Origin of the sequence: Metabacillus niabensis (assembly GCF_902829255.1) — a bacterium.
GTDB lineage: Bacteria > Bacillota > Bacilli > Bacillales > Bacillaceae > Metabacillus > Metabacillus niabensis.
Genome location: NZ_CADEPK010000298.1, coordinates 22,570 through 49,014, shown reverse-complemented (window position 1 = coordinate 49,014; position 26,445 = coordinate 22,570). Strand labels below are relative to the sequence as shown.

Below are 26,445 nucleotides of genomic sequence, written 5' to 3'. Positions count from 1 at the left end.
ATATACTAGTCATCATTAAGATTTATTATAATATTAGTTTCTTTAATTCTATACTTTTGTTTTGTCTTTATTTTTGTTTGGTTTTGTTTTTTTTTTTTCAAGCAGAAGACGGCATACGAGATAGGAGTCCGTCTCGTGGGCTCGGTTATGTGTATAAGAGACAGGGCTTAATCGATAAAGCAAAAGTGTCGGTGTTTTCATCTGACACTTTTTTGTTAGCGGAAAATGGTTAGCATTGGTGAATTCTAGATTTAGTGCAATGTACAGCAATTTAAATTTCTATTTTAGGAAAAGTACAATCATTTTGTAAGCGTTTTCTAAATTTTTGTATGATTTTTGGTGACAATAGTTAGGTATTTTTTAAGTAATAATTCAAATACAATAAAGTTACAAGGAGGGGGATATATGGAGTTACAAAAACAGAAAGCGTTTCCAAGTGACGCTGTTGCGACGGAAAGGATAAATAAGCGTAGCTTTTGGAAGGTGTTTGCTAGTCAGAAAATTTTATATATGATGTCACTTCCTTTTGTTGCGTTAGTATTCGTTTTTAATTACTTGCCACTTTGGGGATGGACAATGGCCTTTCAAAATTTCAGACCGGGAAAGGCATTTCTTGAGCAGGAATGGGTTGGTTTTGAGCATTTTATTCAATTATTTACCGATGAACGTTTTTATATGGCTCTGAGAAATACATTGGCGATGAGTTTATTAGGATTAATCGTTGGATTCACTGTTCCAATTATTTTTGCCATTTTACTAAATGAAGTAAGGCACTCCGTTTTTAAACGGACAGTGCAAACTGTTACGTATTTACCACACTTTGTATCATGGGTAGTTGTAGCAGGAATTGTAACAAAAGTGCTCTCTACTGATGGCGGAATTGTGAATGATATTTTACTAGGCTTAGGTATTATAGATGAACCATTTCAATTTATGGCACAGGAAACATGGTTTTGGGGGATTGTAACGGTCTCTGATTTATGGAAGGAAATGGGCTGGAATGCAATTATCTTTTTAGCTGCCATTGCAGGTCTTGATCCTCAACTATATGAGGCAGCAAAGGTAGATGGTGCCGGAAGATTGAGAAGAATTTGGCATGTGACATTACCAGGGATTAGACCGACGATTTTAGTTGTTCTTATTTTAAATATTGGACATTTAGTTAGCATTGGCTTTGAAAAGCAAATGCTATTAGGAAATTCTCTAGTTGTTGATTACTCCGAGGTGCTAGATTTGTATGCGCTTAACTATGGGATTGGCTTAGGTCAGTTCTCGTACGGTACTGCAATCGGGATTTTTAATTCGGTCGTAAGTATTACATTATTATTCCTTGCAAACGGAATATTTAAGCGTTTTTCAAATCAAAGTGTCATGTAGGAGGTTGGAAGAATGAATAGAGTCGGAACGAAACGTTTAAGTAAAGATTTTTTGTTTGATTTCCTTAACTATACATTGCTGACAGTTATTATGATTGTTACGCTTTATCCCTTTTTGAATGTGCTTGCGATTTCGCTAAATGATTCAACAGATACGGTTCGAGGTGGCATTCATATTTGGCCTCGTGAATTTACATTCAATAATTATTTGGAAATTGCAAAATACGATAATCTTGTTACAGGTTTTATGAACTCTGTATTACGGACTGTTATCGGAACAGTAATTGGAGTATTTGCACAGGCAATGGTCGCATTTACATTGAGCCGTGCTGATTTTCAGGGGAGAAAATTTGTCTCAACATTCATTGTGTTAACGATGTATTTTTCAGGTGGTCTTATTCCTGGGTATATGCTTATTCGTGATTTAGGATTAATGAATTCATTTTGGGTTTATATTCTACCTGGGCTAGTAAGTGCGTTTAACATTATCATTATTCGTTCATTTATGGATGGGATTCCTTTTTCACTTCAGGAATCAGCAAAAATGGATGGGGCAAATGATTTCACGATTTTTTATCGGATTATCTTGCCGCTTTGTAAGCCAGTATTAGCAACCATTGCACTGTTTGTTGCAGTCGGACAATGGAATAGCTGGTTTGATACGTATTTATATAACAGCATGAATGAAAGCTTAACAACGTTACAGTACGAGTTAATGAAGATTCTCGATAATACAACAGTTGGTGGTAATATTGATGCAAGTCAAATGAAGCCAAACGAAGCTGAAAGTAATCATGTATCACCAGATTCAATAAAAATGGCGATTACGATGGTAACTGTTATTCCAATTATGATGGTATATCCATTCGTTCAAAGATATTTCATCCAAGGGATGACATTAGGTGCTGTTAAACAATAATCATATGTTGGTGTCTACAGCTTAGGCTGTTTATACAATAAATCAGAGCATATAAAAGGGGAGGAATTCTTAAGTGAAGCCTTTAAACAAACTATTTACCTTTCTGGTTTTCGCGGTCCTTATGACAGTTATGGTTGCTTGTAAAGATTCGAGTGAGGATGCTTCAACAAAACCTAAAAAGACATCTGATGAAGGGACACCGATTACGTTTACGGTCTTTGACTCAGATGCTAATAATGATTGGGAGAACATGGAAAGCCCGATAGGAAAAAAGATTACTGAGGACACTGGGGTAACACTTGATCCAGAATTTGATATTGATGGCGGTCAAACAAAGATCCCATTAATGGTTGCTAGCGGTGAATATCCAGATTTGATTACTTCAAAAGGGGCAAGCCAGCTAGTTGAAGCAGGAGCATTAATCGACCTTGCACCACTTATTGAGGAGCATGCGCCTAATATTAAAAAAATGCTTGGTGATGAAATTGACCGTCTAAAATGGAGTAAAGAAGACCCATCCATCTATGTTTTGCCAAACACGGCAATTGACCACCAACCAATGACACCTGGCTTTGCAGCACTTGTGCAGCATGATGTTGTAAGAGAGCTAGGTTATCCTGAAATGAAAACGTTAGAGGATTTGGAAAATGCGTTAAGAGAATATGCTGAAAAACACCCTGAGATAGATGGTCAACCGACAATTCCATTAACCTTGCAAACAGATGGCTGGCGCTTCCAAGCCTCCACTTTGAATAGCGGATTTATGTTTACTGGTGCATCAGATGATGGCGAATATTATATTGATCCAGAAACATATGAGGCGACACTTCATTACCGTCGTCCAGAGGAAAAAGAGGTCTTTAAATGGTATAACCATATGAACGCAGAAGGATTATTAGATCCAGAATCATTTGTTCAGAAAGAAGATCAATGGTTAGCGAAAATGTCATCTGGCCGAGTGCTAGCAACGATAGCTCCAGATTACATGATTTATGATGCGCAAAATGCCTTACGTGATGCAGGTAAACTTGAAAGAATGTACGGTTTCTACCCAATTACATTAAGTGAGGAATTCAAGCATCATGCATATCAAAGCAATGGCTTCCAGGTTGGCTGGGGAATAGGAATTACAGTTGATTGTGAAGATCCTGTTCGTGCAATTAAATTCCTTGATTATCTAGTATCAGAAGAAACGCAGATTATGCTTAACTGGGGTATCGAAGGAGTTCACCATGAAGTTGTTGATGGTAAGCGTGTTATCCCCGAAGAGGAATGGGAAAAGCGAAGAAATGACAAAGATTATTTAAAGAAAACAGGTATTGGCTATAATTTCCAACGATTTGCACCACGATATGGTGATGGTGCACTTGATTCAACAGGGCAAACCTTTACCGTGAATACTCGTGAGCTTGCGATCGAAGGGTTAACAGATGTAGAAAAAGAAGTGTTAAAAAATTATGGTGTTGAGCTTTGGAAGGACTTATACCCAAGTGCAGATGATTTTCCAGTTAAGCCTTGGGGAGCAGCTTATAACTTAGCAATTCCAGCTGGCTCAAAGCTTGAGGTAGCAAATCAACGGATGCTTGATATTACATTTAAGCGGATACCTGAAGCGATATTGGCTGATCCAAATGAATTTGATGATGTATGGAAGAAGTATATGGATGATTTAGATAAAGCAGGAGTCGAGGAAGCAGAAGAGGAATTTTCGAAAATTGTAAAAGATACTGTTGAATTATGGAGTGAGTAAGCAGATGTTTTTTGGAAAGGGTTCTTATTTTGGAACCCTTTCTCAATTTATCAAACGATGATTTGGATAAAGCTTGCAGAAGTTTGTTTCAACTAAAATGGAGAAGCAAAGATAAAACAGGCCTATCTAATATAAGAGGTGAGAAAATGAGCAATATCGAGACTAGTCATAAAGTGAAAATGATTTTTCAGGCAGAAGAAGGAAGTTTATCAGGAGGATATATCTCAACTTCATTATCAGGTTTTTCGGGAAAAGGCTATGTTACTGGTCTCCTGAATGAAGGAGATAGTCTTGAGGTTAAAGCAGACATTCCGAATGATGGTCAATATAAGCTTTTGATTAGACTTGCTTCAATGGAAGGGGAGAAGAGAAATTTTCTTTACATTGATGGTGATTGTTATGGACAATTTATATCTGAAAAAACGGATAGCTTCGAAGAATTAGAGTTATGCACGCTCTTTTTTACGAAAGGGCTACATACAATAAAAATTGCTAAAGCCTGGGGTGGAGTGGATATTGATCGCTTCATGATCACGTCTACAACACCTACCAATCTTTACACCCCAACATTTCAGCTAGTGAATAAAGACTCATCTGCAAGTGCAAAAAAGTTAATGAATTTTTTTCGTGAGATATATGGTAAAAAAATCATTACAGGTCAGCATACAGCTGCTGCCCATGGACCAGAATTAGATCATATTAAGAAGGTGACTGGAAAGCTGCCGGCTTTAAGAGGATTTGACCTACTAAGCTATTCCTTTATGACCGAAACAGATGAACCTACAGACCATAAATTAATCGAAATTGAAGAAAATAAAGGATCGATTGAAAGTGCGATTGAATGGTCAACAAGATTTAATGGAATCGTAACGTTTTGCTGGCATTGGTATGCACCTACTGGAGGAAAGGATAAAACGTTTTATACCGAAAATACGCAATTTGACTTGAACAAAGCGCTTATTCCCGGTACTACTGAATATGAAGCATTGCTTTCAGATATGGATGAAATTGCTCTGCAGCTAAAGAAATTAAAGGATGCCAACGTACCTGTTTTATGGAGACCACTTCATGAAGCTGATGGTGGATGGTTTTGGTGGGGAGCGAGTGGTCCGGAAACCTATAAAAGTCTTTATAAATGGATGTTTGAGCGGTTTACAAAGGAACATCAATTAAACAATTTAATTTGGGTCTGGAATGCGCCGAATAAAGAATGGTACCCAGGAGATGATTATGTAGATATTGCAGGTGTTGATACATATGTTCCAAACGGTGAGTATGGACCGTTAAAATGCCAATTTGACCACCTGCAAGCACTAATAAATAATCAAAAACCAATTGCCTTAACAGAAAACGGACCGATTCCAGATCCGGAAAAGCTCATTAAAAGCCGGACACCTTGGTTATGGTATATGCCGTGGTACGGAGATTTTGTTTTTAACGGATTAAGCACTAGTGAAGAGCAGCTGAAAAAGGTGTACGATCATCCGTATTGTCTCACCCTTGAAGATTTACAAAGTGTAAGTTTAAAAGAATCATAAGTGGCAAAAAGAGGCTGGCTCCTTGAGTCATCCTCTTTCTGCGTCTCATGTAATCTAGCTCAAGTTATTTTGCTAGTTTCTTCATTAACTCTATCGCATTTTCCTTGTTTTCTGCACCCTTTTTAATAGCAGCAACAATTTGTGTTTCCTTCATATCAAATCCTTTGAAGATGCTCATGTCTTCAATGATGATTCCGTATAATTGCTCTGTTTTGTCCTCTTCAGTACTGCTAAATATAAGCTTGCTACTATCTACAGCTTCTTTTATCGAAGGATCAACCTGATCGATAGGCTGAAATACATCTGCTGCAACGAGCCGTTCATAATTAGCATAATCCATTAAGAAGATATCTGAATTGTCCTCAACAAGAGTAACGACACTTTTTTGCTGACTCGCAACATCCATTGAATCATTGACCGTTAAAGGTGAGTAGTTCAAGTTGACTGTGACTCGTTCCCAATCAGGAAATTGCGCTAAAATATTGTCAGCAACAGGCGTTGTTTCATTGCTAATATTAAAATACTCTCCTAGTAATAAGACGCGTACGTTTTCAGGTGGAAGATTTTCTAATGCTTTCTTTTCCTGGTAATTTTCAACAATTGTAAAGATGATTGAACCTAAAACTGCCAAGAGTACGAGAACACCAACGATATGAAGCTTGTAATAATAAAAGAAATGCCCTACCTTTTTTTTAAAGCTCTGTTCTTCAACAGGTGTAACCGAACCGTATTGTCTAAAGGTTTTAATTGTATTGTATGCTGTCGTTATTTCGTCCATATTTAGATCATTATTTGAAGTTTGTTCAGTTAATAGAGCGCGATTTCGTCTTACCCATACCATATATTGCTTTTCAACTTCTTCATCACTAGCAGTCTCGGAAACTCCCAATATTTTATATGCTTCGTTTATGTCCACGAAAATGCTCACTCCTTCTACCTATTGTTGTTCATGCAGTGTTGATTGTATTTAAATAGTTTGTTAAATCTATATATGTATTATATAAGGTAATTCCCAGAAAGGTAAGCGATTTCACTGATTGTTAGTCTCGCCTAGTTTTTTTGAAAATTTTTTAAAGTAAGAAATGATAAAAATTTGTACAACGTTTTGATGTCAATGCTCATTTCCAATATGTCTTTTACTTGCCAGTGCTGAACGAGGCGCTTGTACTCTATTTAGTTCAAACCTATCAATTATTATAACATAGGTTGTTATATAGGATGGATTATAATTAAGGAGCTGACTTACTACTAGTCCACATTAATTTCTTTTTTTTTAAACTCGTTTATTGTATCTACAAAATAATATAGATGAAAATATGCTATTTATTGTAAAATGCTAGATAATAAAAGGGTGATGAGGGGGAGCTGTAGTTGATTCAATATATTTCAAAGAGCTTACCTACAAAAGACCTGTATCTTAATCAGTTCGGATTTGAACAGTGTTCACCAGGTCATTATTTTGGACCTGCGATACGGGACTATTATTTAATTCATTACATAACAAAAGGAAAGGGAAGCTTTCGTGTCGGCGAGCATCTGTATGAATTAAAACGAGGACAGGGTTTTTTAATATGTCCAGATGCTGTAACCTTTTATCAGGCTGATAAAAAAGACCCTTGGCATTATTATTGGGTAGGGTTTAATGGCGAAAAAGCAGATCAGTTTTTAAAGGAAGCAAATTTAACTCAAGAGAATCCCATTTTATCTTATACGAAAGATGGATTTTTCGAAGAGCAATTTGAAAAAATGTGTAATGTAAAAAATGTTGAAAAGAATGGTGAATTAATGGGGTTAGGCTATCTGTATATCCTTTTGTCAGCATTAATTGAGTGTAATACTAAACTAGATTCGTTAAAAACATCTGGAAATAAGAAAAAGGAATATGTGAAACAAGTTCTTGATTTCATTTGTACCAACTATGCTAGTAAGATTACCGTAACAGAAATTGCTTCTGTGATTGGTTTAAATCGAAGCTACTTAAGCTCAATTTTTAAAGAAACAACACAATTAAGTATTCAGGAATATATCGTGCATTATCGAATTTCGAAGGCAAAAGAGCTGCTTGATAAGAAGGAGCTATCGATAGGTGATATTTCACGTTCAGTCGGTTACACTGACCCATTATTGTTTTCAAAAATATTTAAAAAGGTGAATGGTGTATCACCTTTGAATTATCGGAAGAAGAAGCAAAAAACATAAGTGGAGGCTACTGCTAAGTCAATAGAACGCAAAAAAACTAGAAACTTTTAGTGTTCTGAAAGGATGACGTGATATGAAAGGGAAAACGAATGGGATGAGACTGCTTGATTCAAAAAAGATCATGTATGAAATCATCACATATGAGGTTGATGATGGTGAAATAAATGGGGTAGCTGTCGGAAAAAAAATAAATAAGCCAGTTGATATGGTTTATAAAACACTTGTTGCTAGATGGGACAAGTCCATTTATGTCTTTGTTATTCCAGTCGCAGAGGAGCTTGATTTAAAAAAAGCGGCAAAGGCAGCTGGAGAAAAAAGGCTCGAGATGGTAGCAGTTAAGGACCTTTTAAAAGAAACAGGCTACATAAGGGGAGGCTGTTCTCCGATCGGTATGAAAAAAATATATCCGACCTATATCGATAAACGAGCAGCATTATTGGAAAAAGTCATTGTAAGCGGCGGAAAAATTGGATTTCAAATCGAATTGAGCCCTAATGATTTAGTAGGTGTTGTGAATGCAAAATATGTTGATTTAATAAAATAAAATTTATAATATTTTTCAGTTGCTAAATAGGCCAAAATATACGTTTGAAATATAAGCAAGAATTTGTTCAAAAAAAGTTCATTTTGATTAAGAAAATGGTTTCTTTTGGGGACAGTCCCTCATCATTATTGCGAGGGATTTGCAGTTTCGAAGGAGCCATTTTTTTATTTGGCCAATTTTCCCAAACGAAAATAAAAGAAATAGTTTGTGATCTTTTTCACATTATGGTAATATACTTTTCTGGAAGGAGATTTTTTTCATCTAATGATATTAATGGTGAAAATAAAGGAATTCGAAACCAATTAATCTTCCAAACAATAAATTCTTTTCCAAATTTGTTGAGAATTTGTGAAGAAACTTCGTCTAAATTTCGAAAATTGGTGAAAAATTGCTGAAAAATAGATTTCAAGAGTTTCGTTTTTCTATTCATTTGTTAATATATGTAGGTGATATAAATCTTACATGAAATTTTCTATTTGTATTATGACTTGTCTTGAAAGGATGGTGAACATAGATGTTCAAAAAAATGAAGCCATTTTTTATGTTAGTTACAGGGCTATTATTTGTTATGGTTTTAAGTGGATGTAGCGAAATGGCGATATTTGACCCGAAAGGTCCAAATGCAGAAACATTACGTGACTTAATTATGCTATCAATCTACTTCATGATTGGAATTATGGTAGTTGTTTACGTCTTGTTTACCTTTGTGATTGTGAAATTTAGAGACCGTAAAGGCAGAGGGGATAAAGATTATGAACCGAACATGCACGGTAGCACAAAATTGGAAATTATCTGGACAATAATTCCGATTATTATCGTTGTTCTGCTTTCTATTCCAACTGTTAAGGCGCTTTATGAATTAAAAGAGCCACCAAAAGAAACGGCTCATATTGAACCGATCGTTATTCATGCAACATCAGCTGACTGGAAGTGGATTTTCTCTTATCCTGAGGAGAATATTGAAACAGTTAACTATGTTAATGTTCCAGAGGATCGTCCTGTTCTCTTCAAAATTACATCTGCTGATTCAATGAGTTCATTTTGGGTACCGCAAATCGGTGGTCAAGTGTATGGAATGCCAGGAATGGTAAATGAACTATACTTACAAGCAGATGAGCCAGGAACATATGAAGGTCGTAACTCAAACTTTACTGGTCAAGAAATGGCAGACCATGAGTTTGAATTCCATGCTCTTAAAGAAGATGAGTATGAAGCTTGGGTGAAGGATACTCAAGAAAATGGAGAAAAATTAACAGAAGAAACATACGAAAAATTAATGATACCTGGAACAGTTGACGAAATGACGTTTTCATCAACACATTTAGATTTCGTTGATCATGGAATCGATTCAGGTGTATATGCATTAAAAGTTCGTGAGAAATACGGAATCGAACAAAATAAACATGGTCATGAAGAAAAGGTTGACCTAGATGAACTAGAGCCAGTAAAAGATGTAGAAACACATACAGACGATAGTTCTAGTCATCATCATCACCACTAAGAGGGGAGGAACTGCTCATGTTTGATTTTATAAAGGATAATTTAATCCTTAATGATCCAATGCTTATCGGAGCGAACATTTCCATTGTTTTAACAATGATTGCGATAGTGTTCATTCTTACTTATTTTAAAAAGTGGAAATGGCTTTGGACAGAATGGTTAACAACAGTAGACCATAAGAAAATTGGAATTATGTACATTATCGCGGCGGTTATTATGTTATTCCGTGGTGGTGTCGATGCATTATTAATGAGAGCTCAACTAACAGTTCCTAATAATGAATTTTTAACATCACAGCACTATAATGAAATTTTTACAACACATGGTACGATCATGATTATTTTCATGGCAATGCCATTTATTATGGGATTAATGAACGTTGTTATTCCACTCCAAATTGGAGCTAGAGACGTTGCATTCCCTTATTTGAACGCACTAAGCTTTTGGGCATTTTTCTTTGGAGCGATTCTTTTTAATATTTCCTTCGTGTTCGGTGGATCACCAGATGCAGGTTGGACGAACTATGCTCCATTAGCTATTGAAGGTAGCTCAGGGCCAGGTATTAACTATTACCTACTCGGTCTGCAAATATCTGGTATCGGAACGTTACTTACAGGTATTAACTTTATCGTAACAATTATTAAAATGCGTGCTCCAGGTATGACATTAATGAGAATGCCAATGTTTACTTGGACAGGATTAATTACAGCATTTATTATCGTGTTTGCATTCCCGGTATTAACTGTTACATTAGCCTTAATGACATTTGACCGATTGTTCGGCTCACATTTCTTTACAATGGCTGATGGTGGTATGCCGATGCTTTGGGCAAACCTATTCTGGATTTGGGGACATCCTGAAGTATATATCGTTATTTTACCAGCGTTTGGTATTTTCTCTGAAATCTTTGCAACATTTGCGAAGAAAACATTATTTGGTTATAAATCAATGGTTGTTTCAATCGTATCGATTTCATTCTTAAGTATGTTAGTTTGGGTTCACCACTTCTTTACAATGGGTGGCTCTGCTGCAGTTAACTCAGTGTTCTCGATTACGACGATGGCGATTGCGATTCCAACCGGTATTAAAATCTTTAACTGGTTATTAACCCTTTATAAAGGGAAAATTGAATTTACAGTTCCGATGTTATGGTCTGTAGGGTTTATTCCGACATTCCTTATCGGAGGGGTAACAGGGGTAATGCTTGGTATGGCAGCAGCTGACTTCCAATACCATAACAGTTACTTCCTAGTAGCTCACTTCCATTACACATTAATTTGTGGTACTGTATATGCTTGTTTTGCTGGATTCGTATTCTGGTATCCAAAAATGTTCGGTCATAAATTAAACGAACGATTAGGAAAATGGGTATTCTGGTTATTCAATATCGGATTTAATGTATGTTTCTTACCACAATTCTTATTAGGTTTCGACGGTATGCCAAGACGTATTTACACATACGGACCTGAAGATGGCTGGACTGGACTAAACGTTGTATCAACAATCGGTGGTCTCTTAATGGGTGTTGCCTTTATTATTCTTGTATATAACGTATACTACAGCTTCCGTTATTCAAAACGTGAAACTTCAGGCGATCCATGGGGTGTTGGCCGTACATTAGAATGGGCAACATCATCAGCTGTTGCACCACACTATAACTTTGCGGTAACACCAGAAGTAAAAGGACTTGACGCTTTCTGGTTAATGAAACAAGAGAAAAAAGCAGGTAAGAAGGAAAAAGTTGAATATAAACCAATTCATATGCCAAGCAATGCGGGTACACCTTTTGTCATCTGTGTATTCTTCTTTATTGCAGGATTTGGTCTAGTATTCAAATTGTGGTGGATGGCAATTCTTGGCGGTATCGGAATTTTAGCATGCATGGCATTACGTTCATTACGTTCTCATAAAGAAGATGAAGGATTCTATGTCAGCGTGGAAGAAATTATACAAACAGAACAGAATAAGGAGGCGTGAGTTTATGGCACAAGTAAATAGTAATATGAGTCCTAACACGCCCTTGGAATATCAATCTAGTATTGGTAGATTGAATATATTTGGATTCTGGGTCTTCTTGGGCGCTGAAATGGCATTATTTGCAACAATCTTTGCAACATTTTTTGTACTAAATGGCAACACAGGCGGAGGTCCTCTGCCTGGTGAGCTATTCGACTTGAAGAATACAATGATCATGACATTACTTTTGTTAACAAGTAGTTTTACGAGTGGCTTAGCTATTCATGAAATGAGAAGAAACAATACAAAGTCAATGGTCATTTGGACAATTATTACATTATTGTTCGGTTTAGGATTTTTATATTTAGAAATTGAAGAGTTTGTTCACCTTGTTCATGAAGGTGCAACAATCGGTACGAATGCATACTGGTCTAGCTTTTATTTCTTAACAGGTACACATGGACTTCACGTATCTATCGGGATTTGCTGGATTACATTAATTCTTTTACAAATAAAAAGTAGAGGTTTAACACCAGATACAGCTAAAAAGGTATTTATCTCAAGTTTATACTGGCACTTTTTAGACTTTGTATGGATTTTCGTCTTTACTGGTGTATACCTATTAGGGATGGTGGGATCATGAGTAGTAAAGCAAATAATCACCATTTTCCATGGATGCAAATTATCGGATTTTTACTTTCAGTTGGCCTAACTTTCCTAGCAGTATGGGTTGGACTTGATGCAGGCTTAGCAATGAACACAATCATTGTTATCGTTTTTGTACTTGCATTTTTACAAGCTGCGATTCAGTTATTTATGTTCATGCACGTAACAGAAGGTGAAGGTGGATGGCAAGTAGGTAAAATGCTATCAGCTACATTTATTGCACTTGTTATTGTTGTCGGTTCCGTTTGGGTTATGACATCAATGCACTAATAAATATAGAATCGACTGAGAGATGACTTTCTAAAGTTACTAATAAAAGCCTCGGCTAAAGGGTATTGACCTTTAATCGAGGCTTTTTATTTTGCATTCCTCACATTATAAAGTGAAATTGTTACTTTAGACTCTTCATATAAAGCGATTAGTAGCCCTGTTCTCAAAGGGTTATTAGAGCATATCAGCTGGATAAAGAACAAGCTCTTCATCACTATATAAGAAAAAGTATCTAGAAAAATATAAAAATAATATTGTACAAACCTATTTTCTATGATATATTTTATTTGCAAGTTAAGTGCAAACGATTTCGCAAATAGTTGCACAAATGTAGACGTATACATATTAAATATAAGCGAGAATAATGTAGAAAATTCAGTTATTTTCGGGGATTAATATGTAGAACAATTCGTTTATATTGCTTGTTAGTGCAATCGTTTTCCTTGATTGATGCACAAAATAAATATACGGGGGTATTAAGATGGGTAAAAAGAAATTCTTTTTAGGGCTTTTCTCTATTTTATTTCTTGTAAGCGTTGTATTAACTGGCTGCTCTTCTTCTGATGATGCTGGTTCGGGAGATGGTGGCTCAGATGGAGATAAAGTCACATTAGATGTGTTTCAATTCAAAGTTGAGTTTAAGGATCAGTTCGAAGATGTAGCAAAGCAATATGAAGAAGCAAATCCTGGTGTGAAAATTAACATTCAAACTGTTGGTGGTGGAGAAGATTACGGTGCAGCATTAAGATCAAAATTTGCATCTGGTGATGAACCAGCAATCTTCAACATTGGTGGACCAACTGATGTTATTGACTGGGAAGATAACCTAGCTGATTTAACAAATACAAAGGCTGCAGGTGCAGCGCTTGAAGGTACACTTGATGGAGTGACAAAAGATGGTAAAGTTTTAGGATTACCATTTAACCAAGAAGGATATGGTTTAATCTACAATACAGAAATTTTTGAAAAAGCAGGGATTAATCCTGATGATATTAAAGATATGGCTTCATTAGAAGCTGCTGTAAAAACGTTAGATGAGAAAAAAGGTGACCTTGATCTTGATGCTGTATTCGCATTACCAGCAAAAGAAACTTGGGTAACTGGTCAGCATTTAGCAAATGCATTTATTTCACCTGAATTTGATGGAAACGTAACAAAAGCATTTGAATCGAAAACAATTGGCTTTGAATATAGCGATGCAATGAAGGCATTCGTTGATTTACAAAACAAATATTCTGTACAACCTACAGTAAGCCTTGATTATTCTCAACAAGTTGAAGAATTATTCTCAACTGGTAAAGTTGCGATTATTCAACAAGGTAACTGGGTATATGGCTCTATCGCTGGCATTGATGAAGAGCTAGCTAACAGCAAGGTTGATTTCTTACCAATTCCTGTTCCAGGCTACAAAGAAGATTCTATTCCTGTTGGCGTACCAATGTACTGGGCTGTAAATAGCCAAAAGGATAAAAAGGTTGTAGAGGAAGCAAGCAAGTTTTTAGATTGGTTATATACATCTGACGAAGGAAAAGAAGTTGTAATAAACGATTTCAAATTCGTTCCTGCATATGAAGGGTATGATGCATCAAAAATTAGTGATCCATTATCAAAAGCAGTTTATGAATACTCAGAAGCTGGAAAAACAATTGGCTGGACATTCAGTGGTTATCCATTGAACTGGGCGCAAAATGTTCTTGGAGCAAATATCCAAAAATATTTACTTGAAGAAGCATCATGGGATGACATCATCAACGATTCTAAAAAGCAATGGGAAGAAGCAAGAGCCGAATAAATGTAAGTAGAAATGAGATTTGCTAGGGTCAGTCTCCTTTTAAAAAGGGACTGGCCCCTAATTAAAAAAGTGGGTCATTCCATAATGGAAGGCAAGTAATGCTATCTATTATGGAGTGCCTTACTTGTTCATCGTGCAGGGCGCTGAAAAAATAAAAATGAAAAAATTTGAACTTGAATGGTATCGTTCATTTATTGCTGAACAAGGTTCTAATTTACATCATGTGGAGGGATTATACATGCGTACTAGGGATTTGGCCTACTGGTTGTTTTTAGCTCCGGTGTTACTAGCATTATTATTAGTAATCATCGTGCCCTTATTAATAGGTGTTTATTATTCATTTACAGACTGGAATGGAATTAAAGTAGGTTCATTTGTTGGACTTGAGAATTATATCGATGCATTTAAGGATAAGGAATTTCTCGCATCTCTTTGGTTCACAGTGAAATTTTCGGTTGTATCGATAATCTTTACAAATGTAATTGGTTTAGGGTTAGCCCTTATTGTAACAACAAAAATTAAATCTAGTAAATTGTTAAGAACGGTCTTTTTTATGCCGAACTTAATTGGTGGATTAATTCTAGGGTTCATTTGGCAATTTATCTTCATTAAAGTTTTTGCTGGTCTCGGTGATATCCTTGGAATAGAGGGGTTAAAAGGCTGGTTATCTACTACTGAAACTGGTTTTTGGGGCTTAGTTATTCTAATGAGCTGGCAAATGGCAGGTTATATTATGATTATCTATATTGCCTACTTAGAAGGCCTACCAGGAGAATTATTAGAAGCTGCTGAAATTGATGGAGCGGGCCCTTTCAAAAAATTCCGTTATGTGATATTTCCATTAGTTGCTCCGGCTTTTACAGTTAGTATGTTCTTAACATTATCGAATTCTTTTAAACTATATGACCAAAACCTTTCATTAACTGCAGGTGGTCCTTTTAATTCAACACAAATGGTTGCGATGGAAATTTTTAAAACAGCGTTTGGTGAAACAGAAATGGCGTTTGCACAATCTAAAGCAGTTATTTTCTTCATTATCGTTGCCGTGATTTCATTAACACAAGTGTATATCAACAAGAAACGGGAGGTTGAAATGTAATGCGGAGAAAAAGCCTTCTACCTATAGAAATTTTAGGGATAATACTTGGATTGCTATGGTTATCACCCTTTTATTTGATGATAGTTAACTCATTTAAAACAAAAAAAGAGATTTTTACAGATGTTTTAAAATTACCTAGTGAATTTACGTTTGATAACTATATTGAAGCGTTTGAAGAGCTTGATTTTATGCATACACTAGTAAACTCTCTCATTATTACCGTTATAAGTGTTGTTATTATCGTCATCTTTTCATCAATGGCTGCATATGCGTTATCTCGTAATAAAAGCAAAACTAGTACAGTTTTATTTATGTTATTTGTTGCAGCGATGTTAATACCTTTCCAATCGGTAATGATTCCACTTATTACGGTATTCGGGCAGGCGGATATGCTAAATCGTGTGGGACTTATTTTCATGTATCTAGGCTTTGGTAGCAGCTTATCGATCTTCCTATTCCATGGGACGTTAAATGGAATTTCTAAATCATTAGATGAAGCTGCAATTATTGATGGCTGTAACAAGTTCCAAGTTTTTTGGTACATTATCTTCCCGATGCTTAAACCGATAACTGTAACGGTTGCGATTTTAAACATTATTTATATTTGGAATGACTACTTATTACCATCATTAGTTATTAACCAAGAGGGATTACAGACAATTCCTTTAAAAATGTTCTTCTTCTTTGGAGAGTATACGAAGCAATGGCACCTAGCTTTGGCAGGTTTAACAATTGCGATTATCCCAGTTATTCTCGTTTATTTCTTTGCGCAACGCGAGATTATTAAAGGGATGACAGAGGGAGCTGTTAAGTAAGTAGAAAGGTATCATGCTCCATGAGCTATATAAATTTCTTCTTACTAAAGAAAGAGCTATCGTAAAATAGGCTTGCTTCCCAAGGTGTCTCCGCTTTTCTTCTAATTGAAAAGCGGAGTTCCTGCAACTATTTAATGAATAAGATTTTTTGTGGATACCGTTTCCAAGTATTTGTTTCTTAAGTAAAATAGAAGAATATATAACTAAAAGAAAATAAGAACTTATTGTAGATTTGTATTAATTAAATTATAAAAAAGGGGTTCTCTTTCTTATAAAGGGGCAGCTCCATAAGAGACAGCTTGAGGGTAAGGTGGTTGTTAAAATGATCGTTACAATAAAAGATGTTGCCAAAAAGGCAAATGTTGCACCATCTACGGTGTCAAGGGTGATCGCGAATAGCCCGCGTATAAGTGAAAAAACGAAAAAGCGTGTTCGTGAAGTGATGGAGGAGCTAGGATATTATCCAAACTTTCAAGCGCGTAGTCTTGCGGCAAAAAGTACGCAATCTATTGGAGTCATTATGCCAAATTCGGCTTACCATGCATTCCAAAATCCATTCTTCCCAGAAGTATTAAGAGGAATAAGTAAAAATGCCCATGCGAATAAATATGGAATTTATTTATCAACAGGATCCACGGAAGAAGAGATTTATGCAGAAGTAACGTCTATGGTTCAAGGGAGACGTGTTGATGGTGTTATCCTCCTCTATTCACGAATCAATGATAAAACGATGAAATTTCTACAGGAAACTAATTTTCCTTTTACGGTCGTTGGGCGTCCTGATCAAAATGAAGAGCGAATTACCTTTGTTGATAACGATAACATTTTCATAACAAAGCAAGTAACAAAATATTTAATCGAGCTCGGTCATCGTCATATTGCATTTGTAGGTGGCAGCCTTGACTTTGTTGTGACAATTGACCGCCTTAATGGATATAAGCTAGCCCTTAATGAAGCAGGTATACCTTTTAATAAAGACTATATGGTACATGAAGAATTTATTAAAGATAATGGAAAAGAAGCGCTAAAATCACTTATGTCTTTAGATTCACCTCCTACTGCGCTTGTGACACAGGATGATCTTATAGCATATGAAATGATTAGTCATTTAGGAGACATGAACATTAAAGTGCCTGAAGATATTTCAATTGTTAGTTTCAATAACTTAATGCTCTCAGAACATTCAAAACCACCATTAACATCAGTTGATATTTGTATTGACCAGCTAGGTTTTGAAGCAACGAGCTGCCTTATTGAAAAAATAGAAAAGCCTGATACATTACCAAAGAGAATTACGATCCCAACGAAATTTATTGAGAGAAAATCATGTGAACGAAGACAATCATAATTTGATAAATAATTAGGTTAAAGAGAGGAATCAACATGAAGAAAGCATGGTGGAAAGAAGCCGTAGCCTATCAAGTTTATCCAAGAAGCTTTATGGATTCAAACGGTGACGGAATCGGAGATCTTCAAGGGATGATTTCCAAATTAGATTATATTAAAGAGCTCGGAATTGATGTCATTTGGATTTGTCCGATGTACAAATCTCCAAATGATGACAATGGATACGATATAAGCGATTATCAGGATATTTTAGATGAATTCGGAACAATGGCTGATTTTGATGAGCTTTTAGCTGAGGTCCATAAACGCGGGATGAAGCTAATTATCGATTTAGTGATAAATCATACGAGTGACGAGCATCCATGGTTTATTGAATCACGCTCGTCAAAGGATAATCCAAAGCGAGATTGGTATATTTGGCGGGACGGAAAGGATGGAAAAGAGCCAAATAACTGGGAAAGCATTTTTAATGGTTCGGCATGGGAATATGATGAAAAAACAGGTCAATATTATATGCACATCTTTTCAACAAAGCAGCCTGATTTAAATTGGAAGAACGAAGAGGTTCGTCATTCTTTATATCAGATGATCAATTGGTGGCTTGACAAAGGAATTGATGGATTCCGAGTCGATGCGATTAGCCATATTAATAAAGAAGAAGGCCTAAAGGATATGCCGAATGAAAAAGGTCTAAAATATGTCCCATCCTATGAAAAACATATGAACGTTGAGGGAATCCATAAATATTTAAAGGAATTAAAGGAAGAAACCTTTGTGAAATATGATATTATGACCGTTGGTGAGGCGAATGGTGTTAGCGCTGACAATGAAAAGGATTTGGATGAATGGGTCGGCGAGGAAAATGGGAAGTTCAATATGGTCTTCCAATTTGAGCATTTAACTTTATGGGATGCAAGCAAGAAAAAGAAATTAGATATAATAGAATTAAAGGATGTTTTATCGAGATGGCAAAAAGGTCTTGAAAATAAAGGGTGGAATGCATTATTCATCGAAAATCATGACCAGCCGCGAAGAGTCTCAACATGGGGAAATGATGAGGAATATTGGTATGAAAGTGCGACTGCATTAGGAGCAATGTATTTCCTTATGCAAGGAACACCGTTTATCTATCAAGGCCAGGAAATAGGTATGACAAATGTGAAATTCAATCATATTGAAGACTATAATGATGTTGCCACAAAAAATCTCTATCGTTTTAAACGTGAGGAAGGTATGTCACATAAAGAGGTTATGGAAATCATTTGGGCATCAAGCAGAGATAATTCGCGAACGCCAATGCAATGGTCTTCTGAAGTCAATGCAGGTTTTACAACTGGGACACCATGGATAGGAATAAATGAAAACTATAAAGAAATTAATGTAGCTGCTCAACAGGAAAATAACCGTTCAGTGCTGCAATTTTATAAAAATATGATTCGCTTAAAAAAGGCAAATGAAGTATTCACATATGGAACATATAATCTTATCCTTGATGATCACCCACAAATATATGCTTATACACGAACAACAGAAGATAATCAAGTTGTAGTGTTTGCAAATCTTTCAGAAACGATGGCGACTTGGGAGGAACATTTAGCTTTCCATGTTCATTCTAACGACCTTTTGTTAGCGAATTACGAAGTAGAAGACCATGATTCTGTGAATGTTTTCACATTGAAGCCATATGAAGCAAGAGTATATCGAATCAAATCATAAGAGAGAAGGATATCACTAATTTAATGTGGTATCCTTTTTTCTTTGGAAACTATTAAAACAGGTTAACCTGGCTCCGTTATCACGGATTTCTATTTATTGTAAGCATAGCAAATGCTTACAGTAAAAAAGCTATGGTAAGATGAAAAGGATTGACGTGAGGGAGTGAATAAACATGGCTCAACATGATTTTACTGAAGGGAAAGTTGGAAAGCAAATATGGTTATTTTCCCTTCCTATCATGCTAACAAACTTATTGCAAGTTTCCTATCAGTTTATCGATAGCTTATGGGTTGGTAATCTATTAGGAGCAAATGCTTTAGGGGCTATTTCTGTTTCAAGTACAATTATTTTCACGATACTATCGTTCATTATAGGAATTAATAATGCAACATTAACAATCCTATCTCAGCATAAAGGACAAGAGAATGATGAAGGATTAAAAAGCTATGTAAATGCCTTTGTTGTCGTCCTTTTATTTTTATCAATTGCGTTAGGGATAATTGGCTATTTATGTTCAGAATGGCTCGTAACAATGCTTGGGACACCAGAATCAATGATTTCTGATGCAACTGTGTATTTGCAAATCAATTTTATTGGAATCCTCTTTTTATTTGGCTATAACTTCATTGGAACGGTGATGCGTGCACTTGGTGATAGCAAAACACCAATCCGTTATGTTGCGATCGCTGTTGTATTAAATGCAATTCTTGATCCGATTTTTATTCATAGCTTTAATTTAGGAATTGATGGTGCTGCATATGCAACTGTTATCTCACAAGGAGTTGCATTTTTGTACGGGATGATTGACTCTATTAACAGACGTCTTGTTCCCTTTACGATGCCAAAATTACCGAAAAGAAATGAAGTCTTCACAATCTTAAAGCTAGGTATTCCATCAGGTCTACAAATGACCGTGATTTCAGCTGGTGTGATGGCGATAATGGGTGTTGTCAACACGTTTGGTGATAATGTTGTAGCGGGATTTGGAGCAGCGCAACGATTAGATAGTATTATTATGCTCCCGGCGATGGCACTCGGGACGGCTGTAAATAGTATGGCAGGGCAAAATATAGGTGCGGGTAAATGGAATCGTGTCCATCAGATTGCCAAATACGGTGTCCTAATGAATTTGTTCATTATGTTTATCATTAGTTTTATAGTTGTTGGATGTGCAAAGCTTGCAATCGGTCTATTTATTGATGAGGAAGCAGCCGTTCATTTTGGGATGAGGTATTTGCAAATTATTGCCTTCTTTTATCCGTTTTTAGGTATTAATTTTATTTTAAACGGAATTGTTAGAGCTGCAGGAGCGATGCTGCAAGTTCTAGTCCTAAATCTTATTTCGTTTTGGGTATTAAGAGTCCCGTTAACTTATTTATGTTCCCTATCGTTAGGAGAGAATGGCATTGCAGTTGGAATGGGTGTAAGCTTTGTCATTAGCAGTGCTTTTGCCTATGGGTATTATAAATATGGGAAATGGAAGGAAATGAAAATAACTAAAATAGAGAAAGGATAATAATGTGATTAATCAGAAAAATTACTGGAAAATCATTTAACTGCCTTGACACTTGCTCTATTTATCGTCATAATAGGTGAAAATTAAGAATTGCTTAAAGATGGTATAGAAAAAGCAATAAAATCCACGTATAATAAAATTAAGAATAAACATTGAACGTATATAGAGGACTAGTAGGCGTCCCTTTTTGTTACAGAGAGTGAAGTTTAAAGCTGGAAGACTTCATACAATAAAGCCGCTGAACCTACCTCTTTTAGTCCTATGTAAACATAGGCGTTTCCCAGCGTTAATGGGTAAAGTGGGATGTTGGTAGCAACATCCAAGCAAGGTGGTACCACGGAAGCAGAGCTCCTTTCGTCCTTATTTATTAGGATGAAAGGAGCTTTTTTATATTAAGTTACATCCGTAGGTAAGAGAATGTTACGGAGGAGAAATAATCATGGAAAAGAAGCGGATCGTTGTCAAAATTGGCAGTAGCTCATTAACGAATGCGAAAGGACAAATTGACCAAGAAAAATTTTCTGATCATGTGCAGGCTGTAGCGATGCTTAGAGAAGCAGGACACGAGGTATTGCTCGTTTCATCAGGTGCAGTAGCTGCTGGCTTCGCTCGATTAGGCTATCCAACTAGACCAACAACTTTAAAAGGAAAGCAAGCTGCAGCTGCAGTTGGGCAAAGTTTACTTGTCCAATCTTATATAGACATGTTTGCTCAATATAACATTGTACCTGCGCAAATCTTGTTAACAAGGAATGACTTTTCGAAACAGGAGCGATACAAAAATGCATATGCGACAATATCGGAATTGCTGGAGCGTGGAATTTTACCGATAATAAATGAAAATGACACGGTTTCAGTTGAGGAGCTTACCTTTGGAGACAATGATATGCTTTCGGCACTCGTAAGTGGGTTAATCCACGCAGACCAGCTCATCATTCTAACAGATATTAATGGCTTGTATGATGAAAATCCACGAAAAAATCCGTTAGCAAAAAAAATTGACTACTTACCGGAAGTTACGGATGAAATGCTAAATGCCGCTGGTGGCTCAGGTTCTAAGGTAGGAACAGGTGGAATGAAATCAAAGCTGATGGCTGCTAAAACAGCGATATCATTAGGTGTTCAAGTGTTTATCGGATTAGGGAAGGGCAAGGAAAAGCTTCTTACGATACTTCATGGTGATGGAGATGGAACATATATCGGGAAGGAAGGGCTATCTTCCATTAATAACAGTAGACAATGGATTGCATTTCATTCAGAGGTATCAGGTTGGATCTATGTTGATCAAGGAGCAGAGGAAGCGTTATTATACAAAGGAAAAAGCCTGCTTCCCGCTGGAATCTTCAATTTTACTGGAAGCTTTCAAAAAGGTGATGTCGTTGAAGTAATTGGCCCAAATGGAATTCTTGGAAAAGGTGAAGTGCTTTTCTCTGCAGAGGAATTACAAAAAATCATGGGGAAAAGAAGCGAAGAATTAAGTAAAGATGAGGTTTTATCATCGATCGTTGTTATTCATCGTAATAAATGGGTAAAAGCATAGAGGGAGGAGATCAAACATGAGTGAAGTATTAGAAAAAGGTAAAGCCGCGAAAAAAGCAAGTTTTGTAATGGTAGATATGTCAACGGAAGCAAAAAATGAAGCATTAGCTAAAATTGCAGAGCAATTACTTGTAGACAAGGAATTCATTATTCAAGAAAATCAAAAGGATCTTGATGCAGGACGAAAAAATGGCTTATCAGAAAGTGTTCTTGATCGCATCATGCTTAATGAAAAACGGATTACAGATATGGCGGAGGCAATCCAGTTGTTAATCCAATTGAAGGATCCAGTAGGTGATACATTAGAAACGATAGAAAAGGAAAATGGCCTCCTTATTAAGAAAAATCGCGTGCCAATCGGAGTTATTGGGATGATTTATGAGGCAAGACCAAACGTAACGGTTGATGCTGCTACATTGACGTTAAAAACAGGAAATGCGGTCATTTTAAGAGGAAGCTCTTCTGCAAGCTTTTCAAACAAGGCATTAATGAAGTCTATCCATAAAGCATTAGAAGCTAGTCAGGTTCCTGTTGAGGCGATTCAATTAATTGAAGATACGAGCAGAGAAACAGCAAAGGATCTGTTTCATATGAAGGAATATCTGGATGTTTTAATTCCTCGCGGTGGAAAGAATTTAATTGACACTGTTGTAAGGGAAGCAACTGTTCCAGTACTTGAAACAGGAGCGGGGAATTGTCACGTATTTATTGACCAAACGGCAGATTATAAAATGGCCGAAAGCATTGTAATCAATGGCAAAACTCAGCGTCCATCGGTTTGTAATTCTATTGAATCACTATTAATTGAGGAAAACTGGTTTGCTCGCTATGGTAAGGAATTACTTGAAGCAATCCATGATCGTGATGTTGAAATATACGGTGATGAAGCTGTGAAAAGTCTATTTGGTGCAGCAAAACCTGCTACAGAAGAGGATTGGTACGCTGAGTATCTTGCTTTATCCATAAGTGTGAAGGTCGTAAAAACTGTTGATGAAGCAATCCAGCATATTAATAAATATGGTACAAATCATTCTGAAGCAATTATTACTGAAAATGAAGAGCATGCAAATAAGTTTTTAAATAAAGTTGATGCAGCTGCAGTTTATCATAATGCATCAACCCGTTTTACAGATGGTTCAGAGTTCGGATACGGAGCAGAGATCGGAATCAGTACCCAAAAGCTACACGCTAGAGGACCAATGGGGTTAAATGCTTTAACATCAACGAAGTTTTTTGTTTATGGTAATGGGCAAATTCGTAATTAAATAGATAAATAGAGGGATTGTCTAAAAGAGCAAATGTCATCCCCACCAATCATAAAGCTATAAAAGGTTTGGTGGGGATTGACTAGCAGAGGAGGACAGCCCTTTTTTACATCTTAAAACTATCGTTTATAGTAACAGTTAGGAGGCTTTAAGACATTGGAGCATATCCGCTTTTATCCTCAAGGTGATCAAGCAATTACTGTTAGTTTTGGAGATGAAATCAATCAAGAGCTTCATGAGGAAATTATTAGCCTCACGAAGCTTTTGGATTTAGAGCCTTTTCCAGGAATGATTGAAGCCGTTCCGAGCTTTACAGCAGTAACGATTTACTACAGCCCTTTTGACGTGAAAAGGAAGTATTTGAACTTATCGATTTATGAAGACGTTGTCATGCAAATAAAGCAAAAGCTACAAAGCAAGAAGGTGTCGCGAAATGATCCACCTACAATAATAACAATCCCTGTTTGCTATGGTGGTGAATATGGACCAGATCTTACTGAAGTTGCACGATACCATAAGCTTTCAGAGTCAGACGTAATCAGGCTTCATTCAAATCATGAATATGTTGTTTATATGGTCGGGTTTACGCCAGGTTTTCCTTATTTAGGTGGCATGTCAGAGCGTCTTGCAACCCCGAGAAAACAAACGCCAAGAGTAGCGATCCCGGCAGGAAGTGTTGGGATTGGTGGAAGGCAGACAGGAATTTATCCTCTTGAAAGTCCTGGAGGCTGCCAAATCATTGGACGTACCCCGTTACAGCTTTTTAATTATAACAAAAACGAACCAACCCTTTTAAAGGCAGGGGATATTGTTCGCTTTAAACCGATAACAGCTGAACAATATGATGAATGGGATGGTGAATGAACGTGACGTTAAAGATTCTTGACCAAGGTTTGTTAACGACAGTTCAAGATTTAGGAAGAAATAAATTCCAACAATTTGGGGTTAGTGGTTCAGGTGTGATGGATGAAATGGCAGCAAGAATTGCCAATGTCCTAATAGGTAATAAAGAAAATGATGCTGTATTAGAAATAACGATAATTGGTCCAACCATTCAGTTTGAACATGGTTGTGTAATCGCAGTATGTGGTGCAGATCTGTCAGCAACAATTGATCATCAGCCAATTCCATTATGGAGACCTATTTATGTGAAAGAAGGTGCAATTCTTCGATTTGGACGGCCGATTCAAGGATGTAGAGTTTATTTAGCTGTTGCGGGAGGAATTGATGTTCCAATCGTTATGAATAGTCGTAGTACGTATAGTAGAGGAAGATTTGGAGGATATAAAGGACGTCCGCTGCAACGTGGGGATGTAATAAAATGCTCTCCTCATTATTCTAGCATGACAAATAAGCTACTCAGTTATTTTAAAAAGAGAATCAATGCATCTTCATATATGACGGTAAACTGGACTATCCCATTTTTCTTCAGTTCATATGTAAACAACCATCATGAAATTAACTTTATAAAGGGGCAACAATTTGCCCAGTTTACTAAAGAGGCAGTTGCCAAATTTGAATCTGCCTCCTATACAGTTTCGCCAAATTCCGATCGAATGGGCTACCGAATGCAAGGGCCTGCTTTACAGTTAGCTGCTCCACAAGATCTTTTATCAGAAGCTGTACCAAAAGGAACGATTCAAGTTCCAGAAGATGGTCAGCCAATTGTATTAATGTCTGATCGGCAAACGATTGGAGGGTACCCTAAAGTCGGTTACGTTGCGACAATTTCCATGCCGTCATTAGCTCAAGTAATGCCAGGTAAAAAGCTTACATTTAAAAGAATATCAATAGAAACAGCGCAAAATGAATTAATCAAAAGAGAACGTGAATTTTTGCTTTTAAAAACGAGTCTCGCATTAAAAATAAGGGGGCTTTCTTATGCGACAAATTGATCTTAATTGTGATATGGGAGAGAGTTTCGGGAGCTATTCATTTGGCGCCGATCATGAGCTCATCTCGTTTATTTCCTCAGCCAATATTGCCTGTGGGTTTCATGCAGGTGACCCGACAACGATGAAAAAAACAGTCCGACTTGCACTGGAGCATTCAGTGAAAATTGGTGCACACCCAGGGTTCGATGATATAAAGGGGTTTGGTCGCAGAACGATCTCGATAACACCTGAGGAGGCGTACGATATAGTTCTATATCAAATCGGAGCTCTTAATGGTTTCGTTACTGCTGAAGGTGGGAGGCTGCACCATGTTAAACCACATGGTGCACTCTACAACATGGCTGCAGTGAATAAAAAGTTAGCAGAAGCTATTGCGATGGCCATTTATAAAATAAACCGAGAGCTTATTTTGTATGGGCTATCTGGAAGTGAGCTAATTGCAGCTGGAGAAAAGTATGGCTTGAAAACAGCAAATGAAGTATTTGCAGACCGAACTTATCAAGCGGATGGTACTTTAACACCACGAAATGAAGAGGCTGCCTTAATCAACAATGAGACAACTGCTGTTGAACAGGTGTTAAAAATGATCAAAACAAATAAAGTGATGACAACAGGAGGGAAGGAAATCTCAATTCAGGCTGATACGATTTGTATTCATGGAGATAGTGAGCATGCGGTTCGGTTTGCTAAGAAAATCTATTATGCATTACAAGAGCATAAGATTAACATAAAGGCGGTTTAAC

General features: G+C 36.6%; 22 protein-coding genes and 1 other annotated feature. Of the genes, 21 read left to right on the top strand and 1 reads right to left on the bottom strand.

Features of this window, described 5'->3' with window-relative positions; genetic code table 11:
* Positions 1-405 precede the first annotated feature (405 nt).
* From HU235_RS17100 to HU235_RS17085, 4 genes are all read left to right on the top strand, one after another.
* Positions 406-1,377 (top strand): ABC transporter permease, encoded by a 972-nt coding sequence (locus HU235_RS17100; RefSeq protein WP_095298555.1) that lies wholly within the window; start codon positions 406-408, stop codon positions 1,375-1,377.
* A gap of 12 nt (positions 1,378-1,389) precedes the next feature.
* Positions 1,390-2,295 carry a carbohydrate ABC transporter permease gene (locus HU235_RS17095; protein WP_174880983.1) on the top strand — a complete coding sequence of 302 codons (906 nt, stop codon included), beginning with the start codon at positions 1,390-1,392 and terminating at the stop codon, positions 2,293-2,295.
* A gap of 73 nt (positions 2,296-2,368) precedes the next feature.
* On the top strand, positions 2,369-4,045 hold the full coding sequence (locus HU235_RS17090; RefSeq protein WP_307190540.1) for an ABC transporter substrate-binding protein: 1,677 nt from the start codon (positions 2,369-2,371) through the stop codon (positions 4,043-4,045).
* Between the two features lie 146 nt (positions 4,046-4,191).
* Positions 4,192-5,583, top strand: a complete 1,392-nt coding sequence (locus HU235_RS17085; RefSeq protein ID WP_174880982.1) for a glycosyl hydrolase — start codon at positions 4,192-4,194, stop codon at positions 5,581-5,583.
* Positions 5,584-5,647: 64 nt separating this feature from the next.
* Here HU235_RS17085 and HU235_RS17080 read toward each other — a convergent pair whose 3' ends face one another.
* Positions 5,648-6,499 (bottom strand): J domain-containing protein, encoded by an 852-nt coding sequence (locus HU235_RS17080; RefSeq protein ID WP_174880981.1) that lies wholly within the window; start codon positions 6,497-6,499, stop codon positions 5,648-5,650.
* Positions 6,500-6,954: 455 nt separating this feature from the next.
* On the opposite strand from HU235_RS17080, the gene HU235_RS17075 reads away from it, so the two are divergent.
* The 17 genes from HU235_RS17075 to HU235_RS16995 all read left to right on the top strand — a co-directional run bounded on the left by HU235_RS17075 (position 6,955) and on the right by HU235_RS16995 (position 26,444).
* Positions 6,955-7,782 (top strand): AraC family transcriptional regulator, encoded by an 828-nt coding sequence (locus HU235_RS17075; RefSeq protein ID WP_174880980.1) that lies wholly within the window; start codon positions 6,955-6,957, stop codon positions 7,780-7,782.
* Between the two features lie 73 nt (positions 7,783-7,855).
* Positions 7,856-8,326 (top strand): Cys-tRNA(Pro) deacylase, encoded by a 471-nt coding sequence (gene ybaK / locus HU235_RS17070; RefSeq protein ID WP_174880979.1) that lies wholly within the window; start codon positions 7,856-7,858, stop codon positions 8,324-8,326.
* 514 nt (positions 8,327-8,840) lie between these two features.
* Positions 8,841-9,827, top strand: coding sequence for a cytochrome aa3 quinol oxidase subunit II (gene qoxA / locus HU235_RS17065; protein WP_095298566.1), 987 nt, complete (start codon positions 8,841-8,843; stop codon positions 9,825-9,827).
* A 17-nt stretch (positions 9,828-9,844) separates the two neighbouring features.
* Complete coding sequence (gene qoxB / locus HU235_RS17060) at positions 9,845-11,803, top strand: cytochrome aa3 quinol oxidase subunit I (protein WP_095298568.1); 1,959 nt, start codon at positions 9,845-9,847, stop codon at positions 11,801-11,803.
* A gap of 4 nt (positions 11,804-11,807) precedes the next feature.
* Positions 11,808-12,425 (top strand): cytochrome aa3 quinol oxidase subunit III, encoded by a 618-nt coding sequence (gene qoxC / locus HU235_RS17055; RefSeq protein WP_095298570.1) that lies wholly within the window; start codon positions 11,808-11,810, stop codon positions 12,423-12,425.
* Complete coding sequence (gene qoxD / locus HU235_RS17050) at positions 12,422-12,718, top strand: cytochrome aa3 quinol oxidase subunit IV (protein ID WP_145580583.1); 297 nt, start codon at positions 12,422-12,424, stop codon at positions 12,716-12,718. Before qoxC ends, qoxD begins: the two co-directional genes overlap by 4 nt.
* Before the next feature lie 481 nt (positions 12,719-13,199).
* Positions 13,200-14,510 carry an ABC transporter substrate-binding protein gene (locus HU235_RS17045; RefSeq protein ID WP_174880978.1) on the top strand — a complete coding sequence of 437 codons (1,311 nt, stop codon included), beginning with the start codon at positions 13,200-13,202 and terminating at the stop codon, positions 14,508-14,510.
* Positions 14,511-14,748: 238 nt separating this feature from the next.
* A complete protein-coding gene (locus HU235_RS17040) occupies positions 14,749-15,609 on the top strand; it encodes a carbohydrate ABC transporter permease (protein ID WP_095298604.1) in 861 nt (286 codons plus the stop codon).
* Positions 15,609-16,424 carry a carbohydrate ABC transporter permease gene (locus HU235_RS17035; protein ID WP_095298576.1) on the top strand — a complete coding sequence of 272 codons (816 nt, stop codon included), beginning with the start codon at positions 15,609-15,611 and terminating at the stop codon, positions 16,422-16,424. The genes HU235_RS17040 and HU235_RS17035 overlap by 1 nt, the downstream gene beginning before the upstream one ends.
* A gap of 322 nt (positions 16,425-16,746) precedes the next feature.
* The gene (locus HU235_RS17030) at positions 16,747-17,772 is read left to right on the top strand and encodes a LacI family DNA-binding transcriptional regulator (RefSeq protein WP_145580581.1); all 1,026 of its coding nucleotides are present in this window, start codon (positions 16,747-16,749) and stop codon (positions 17,770-17,772) included.
* A gap of 35 nt (positions 17,773-17,807) precedes the next feature.
* Positions 17,808-19,487: a glycoside hydrolase family 13 protein gene (locus tag HU235_RS17025; protein ID WP_145580580.1), complete on the top strand. Its 1,680-nt coding sequence runs from the start codon at positions 17,808-17,810 to the stop codon at positions 19,485-19,487.
* Positions 19,488-19,659: 172 nt separating this feature from the next.
* Positions 19,660-21,003: an MATE family efflux transporter gene (locus tag HU235_RS17020; protein ID WP_174880977.1), complete on the top strand. Its 1,344-nt coding sequence runs from the start codon at positions 19,660-19,662 to the stop codon at positions 21,001-21,003.
* Positions 21,004-21,154: 151 nt separating this feature from the next.
* Positions 21,155-21,368 (top strand) — a binding site (T-box leader).
* 74 nt (positions 21,369-21,442) lie between these two features.
* The gene (proB, locus tag HU235_RS17015) at positions 21,443-22,543 is read left to right on the top strand and encodes a glutamate 5-kinase (RefSeq protein WP_145583964.1); all 1,101 of its coding nucleotides are present in this window, start codon (positions 21,443-21,445) and stop codon (positions 22,541-22,543) included.
* Between the two features lie 16 nt (positions 22,544-22,559).
* Positions 22,560-23,807, top strand: a complete 1,248-nt coding sequence (locus tag HU235_RS17010; RefSeq protein WP_145583962.1) for a glutamate-5-semialdehyde dehydrogenase — start codon at positions 22,560-22,562, stop codon at positions 23,805-23,807.
* 165 nt (positions 23,808-23,972) lie between these two features.
* Positions 23,973-24,671: a 5-oxoprolinase subunit PxpB gene (gene pxpB / locus HU235_RS17005; RefSeq protein WP_174880985.1), complete on the top strand. Its 699-nt coding sequence runs from the start codon at positions 23,973-23,975 to the stop codon at positions 24,669-24,671.
* 2 nt (positions 24,672-24,673) lie between these two features.
* Positions 24,674-25,702, top strand: a complete 1,029-nt coding sequence (locus tag HU235_RS17000) for a 5-oxoprolinase subunit C family protein (protein ID WP_145583960.1) — start codon at positions 24,674-24,676, stop codon at positions 25,700-25,702.
* Complete coding sequence (locus HU235_RS16995) at positions 25,689-26,444, top strand: LamB/YcsF family protein (RefSeq protein ID WP_145583958.1); 756 nt, start codon at positions 25,689-25,691, stop codon at positions 26,442-26,444. Before HU235_RS17000 ends, HU235_RS16995 begins: the two co-directional genes overlap by 14 nt.
* Position 26,445 lies beyond the last annotated feature (1 nt).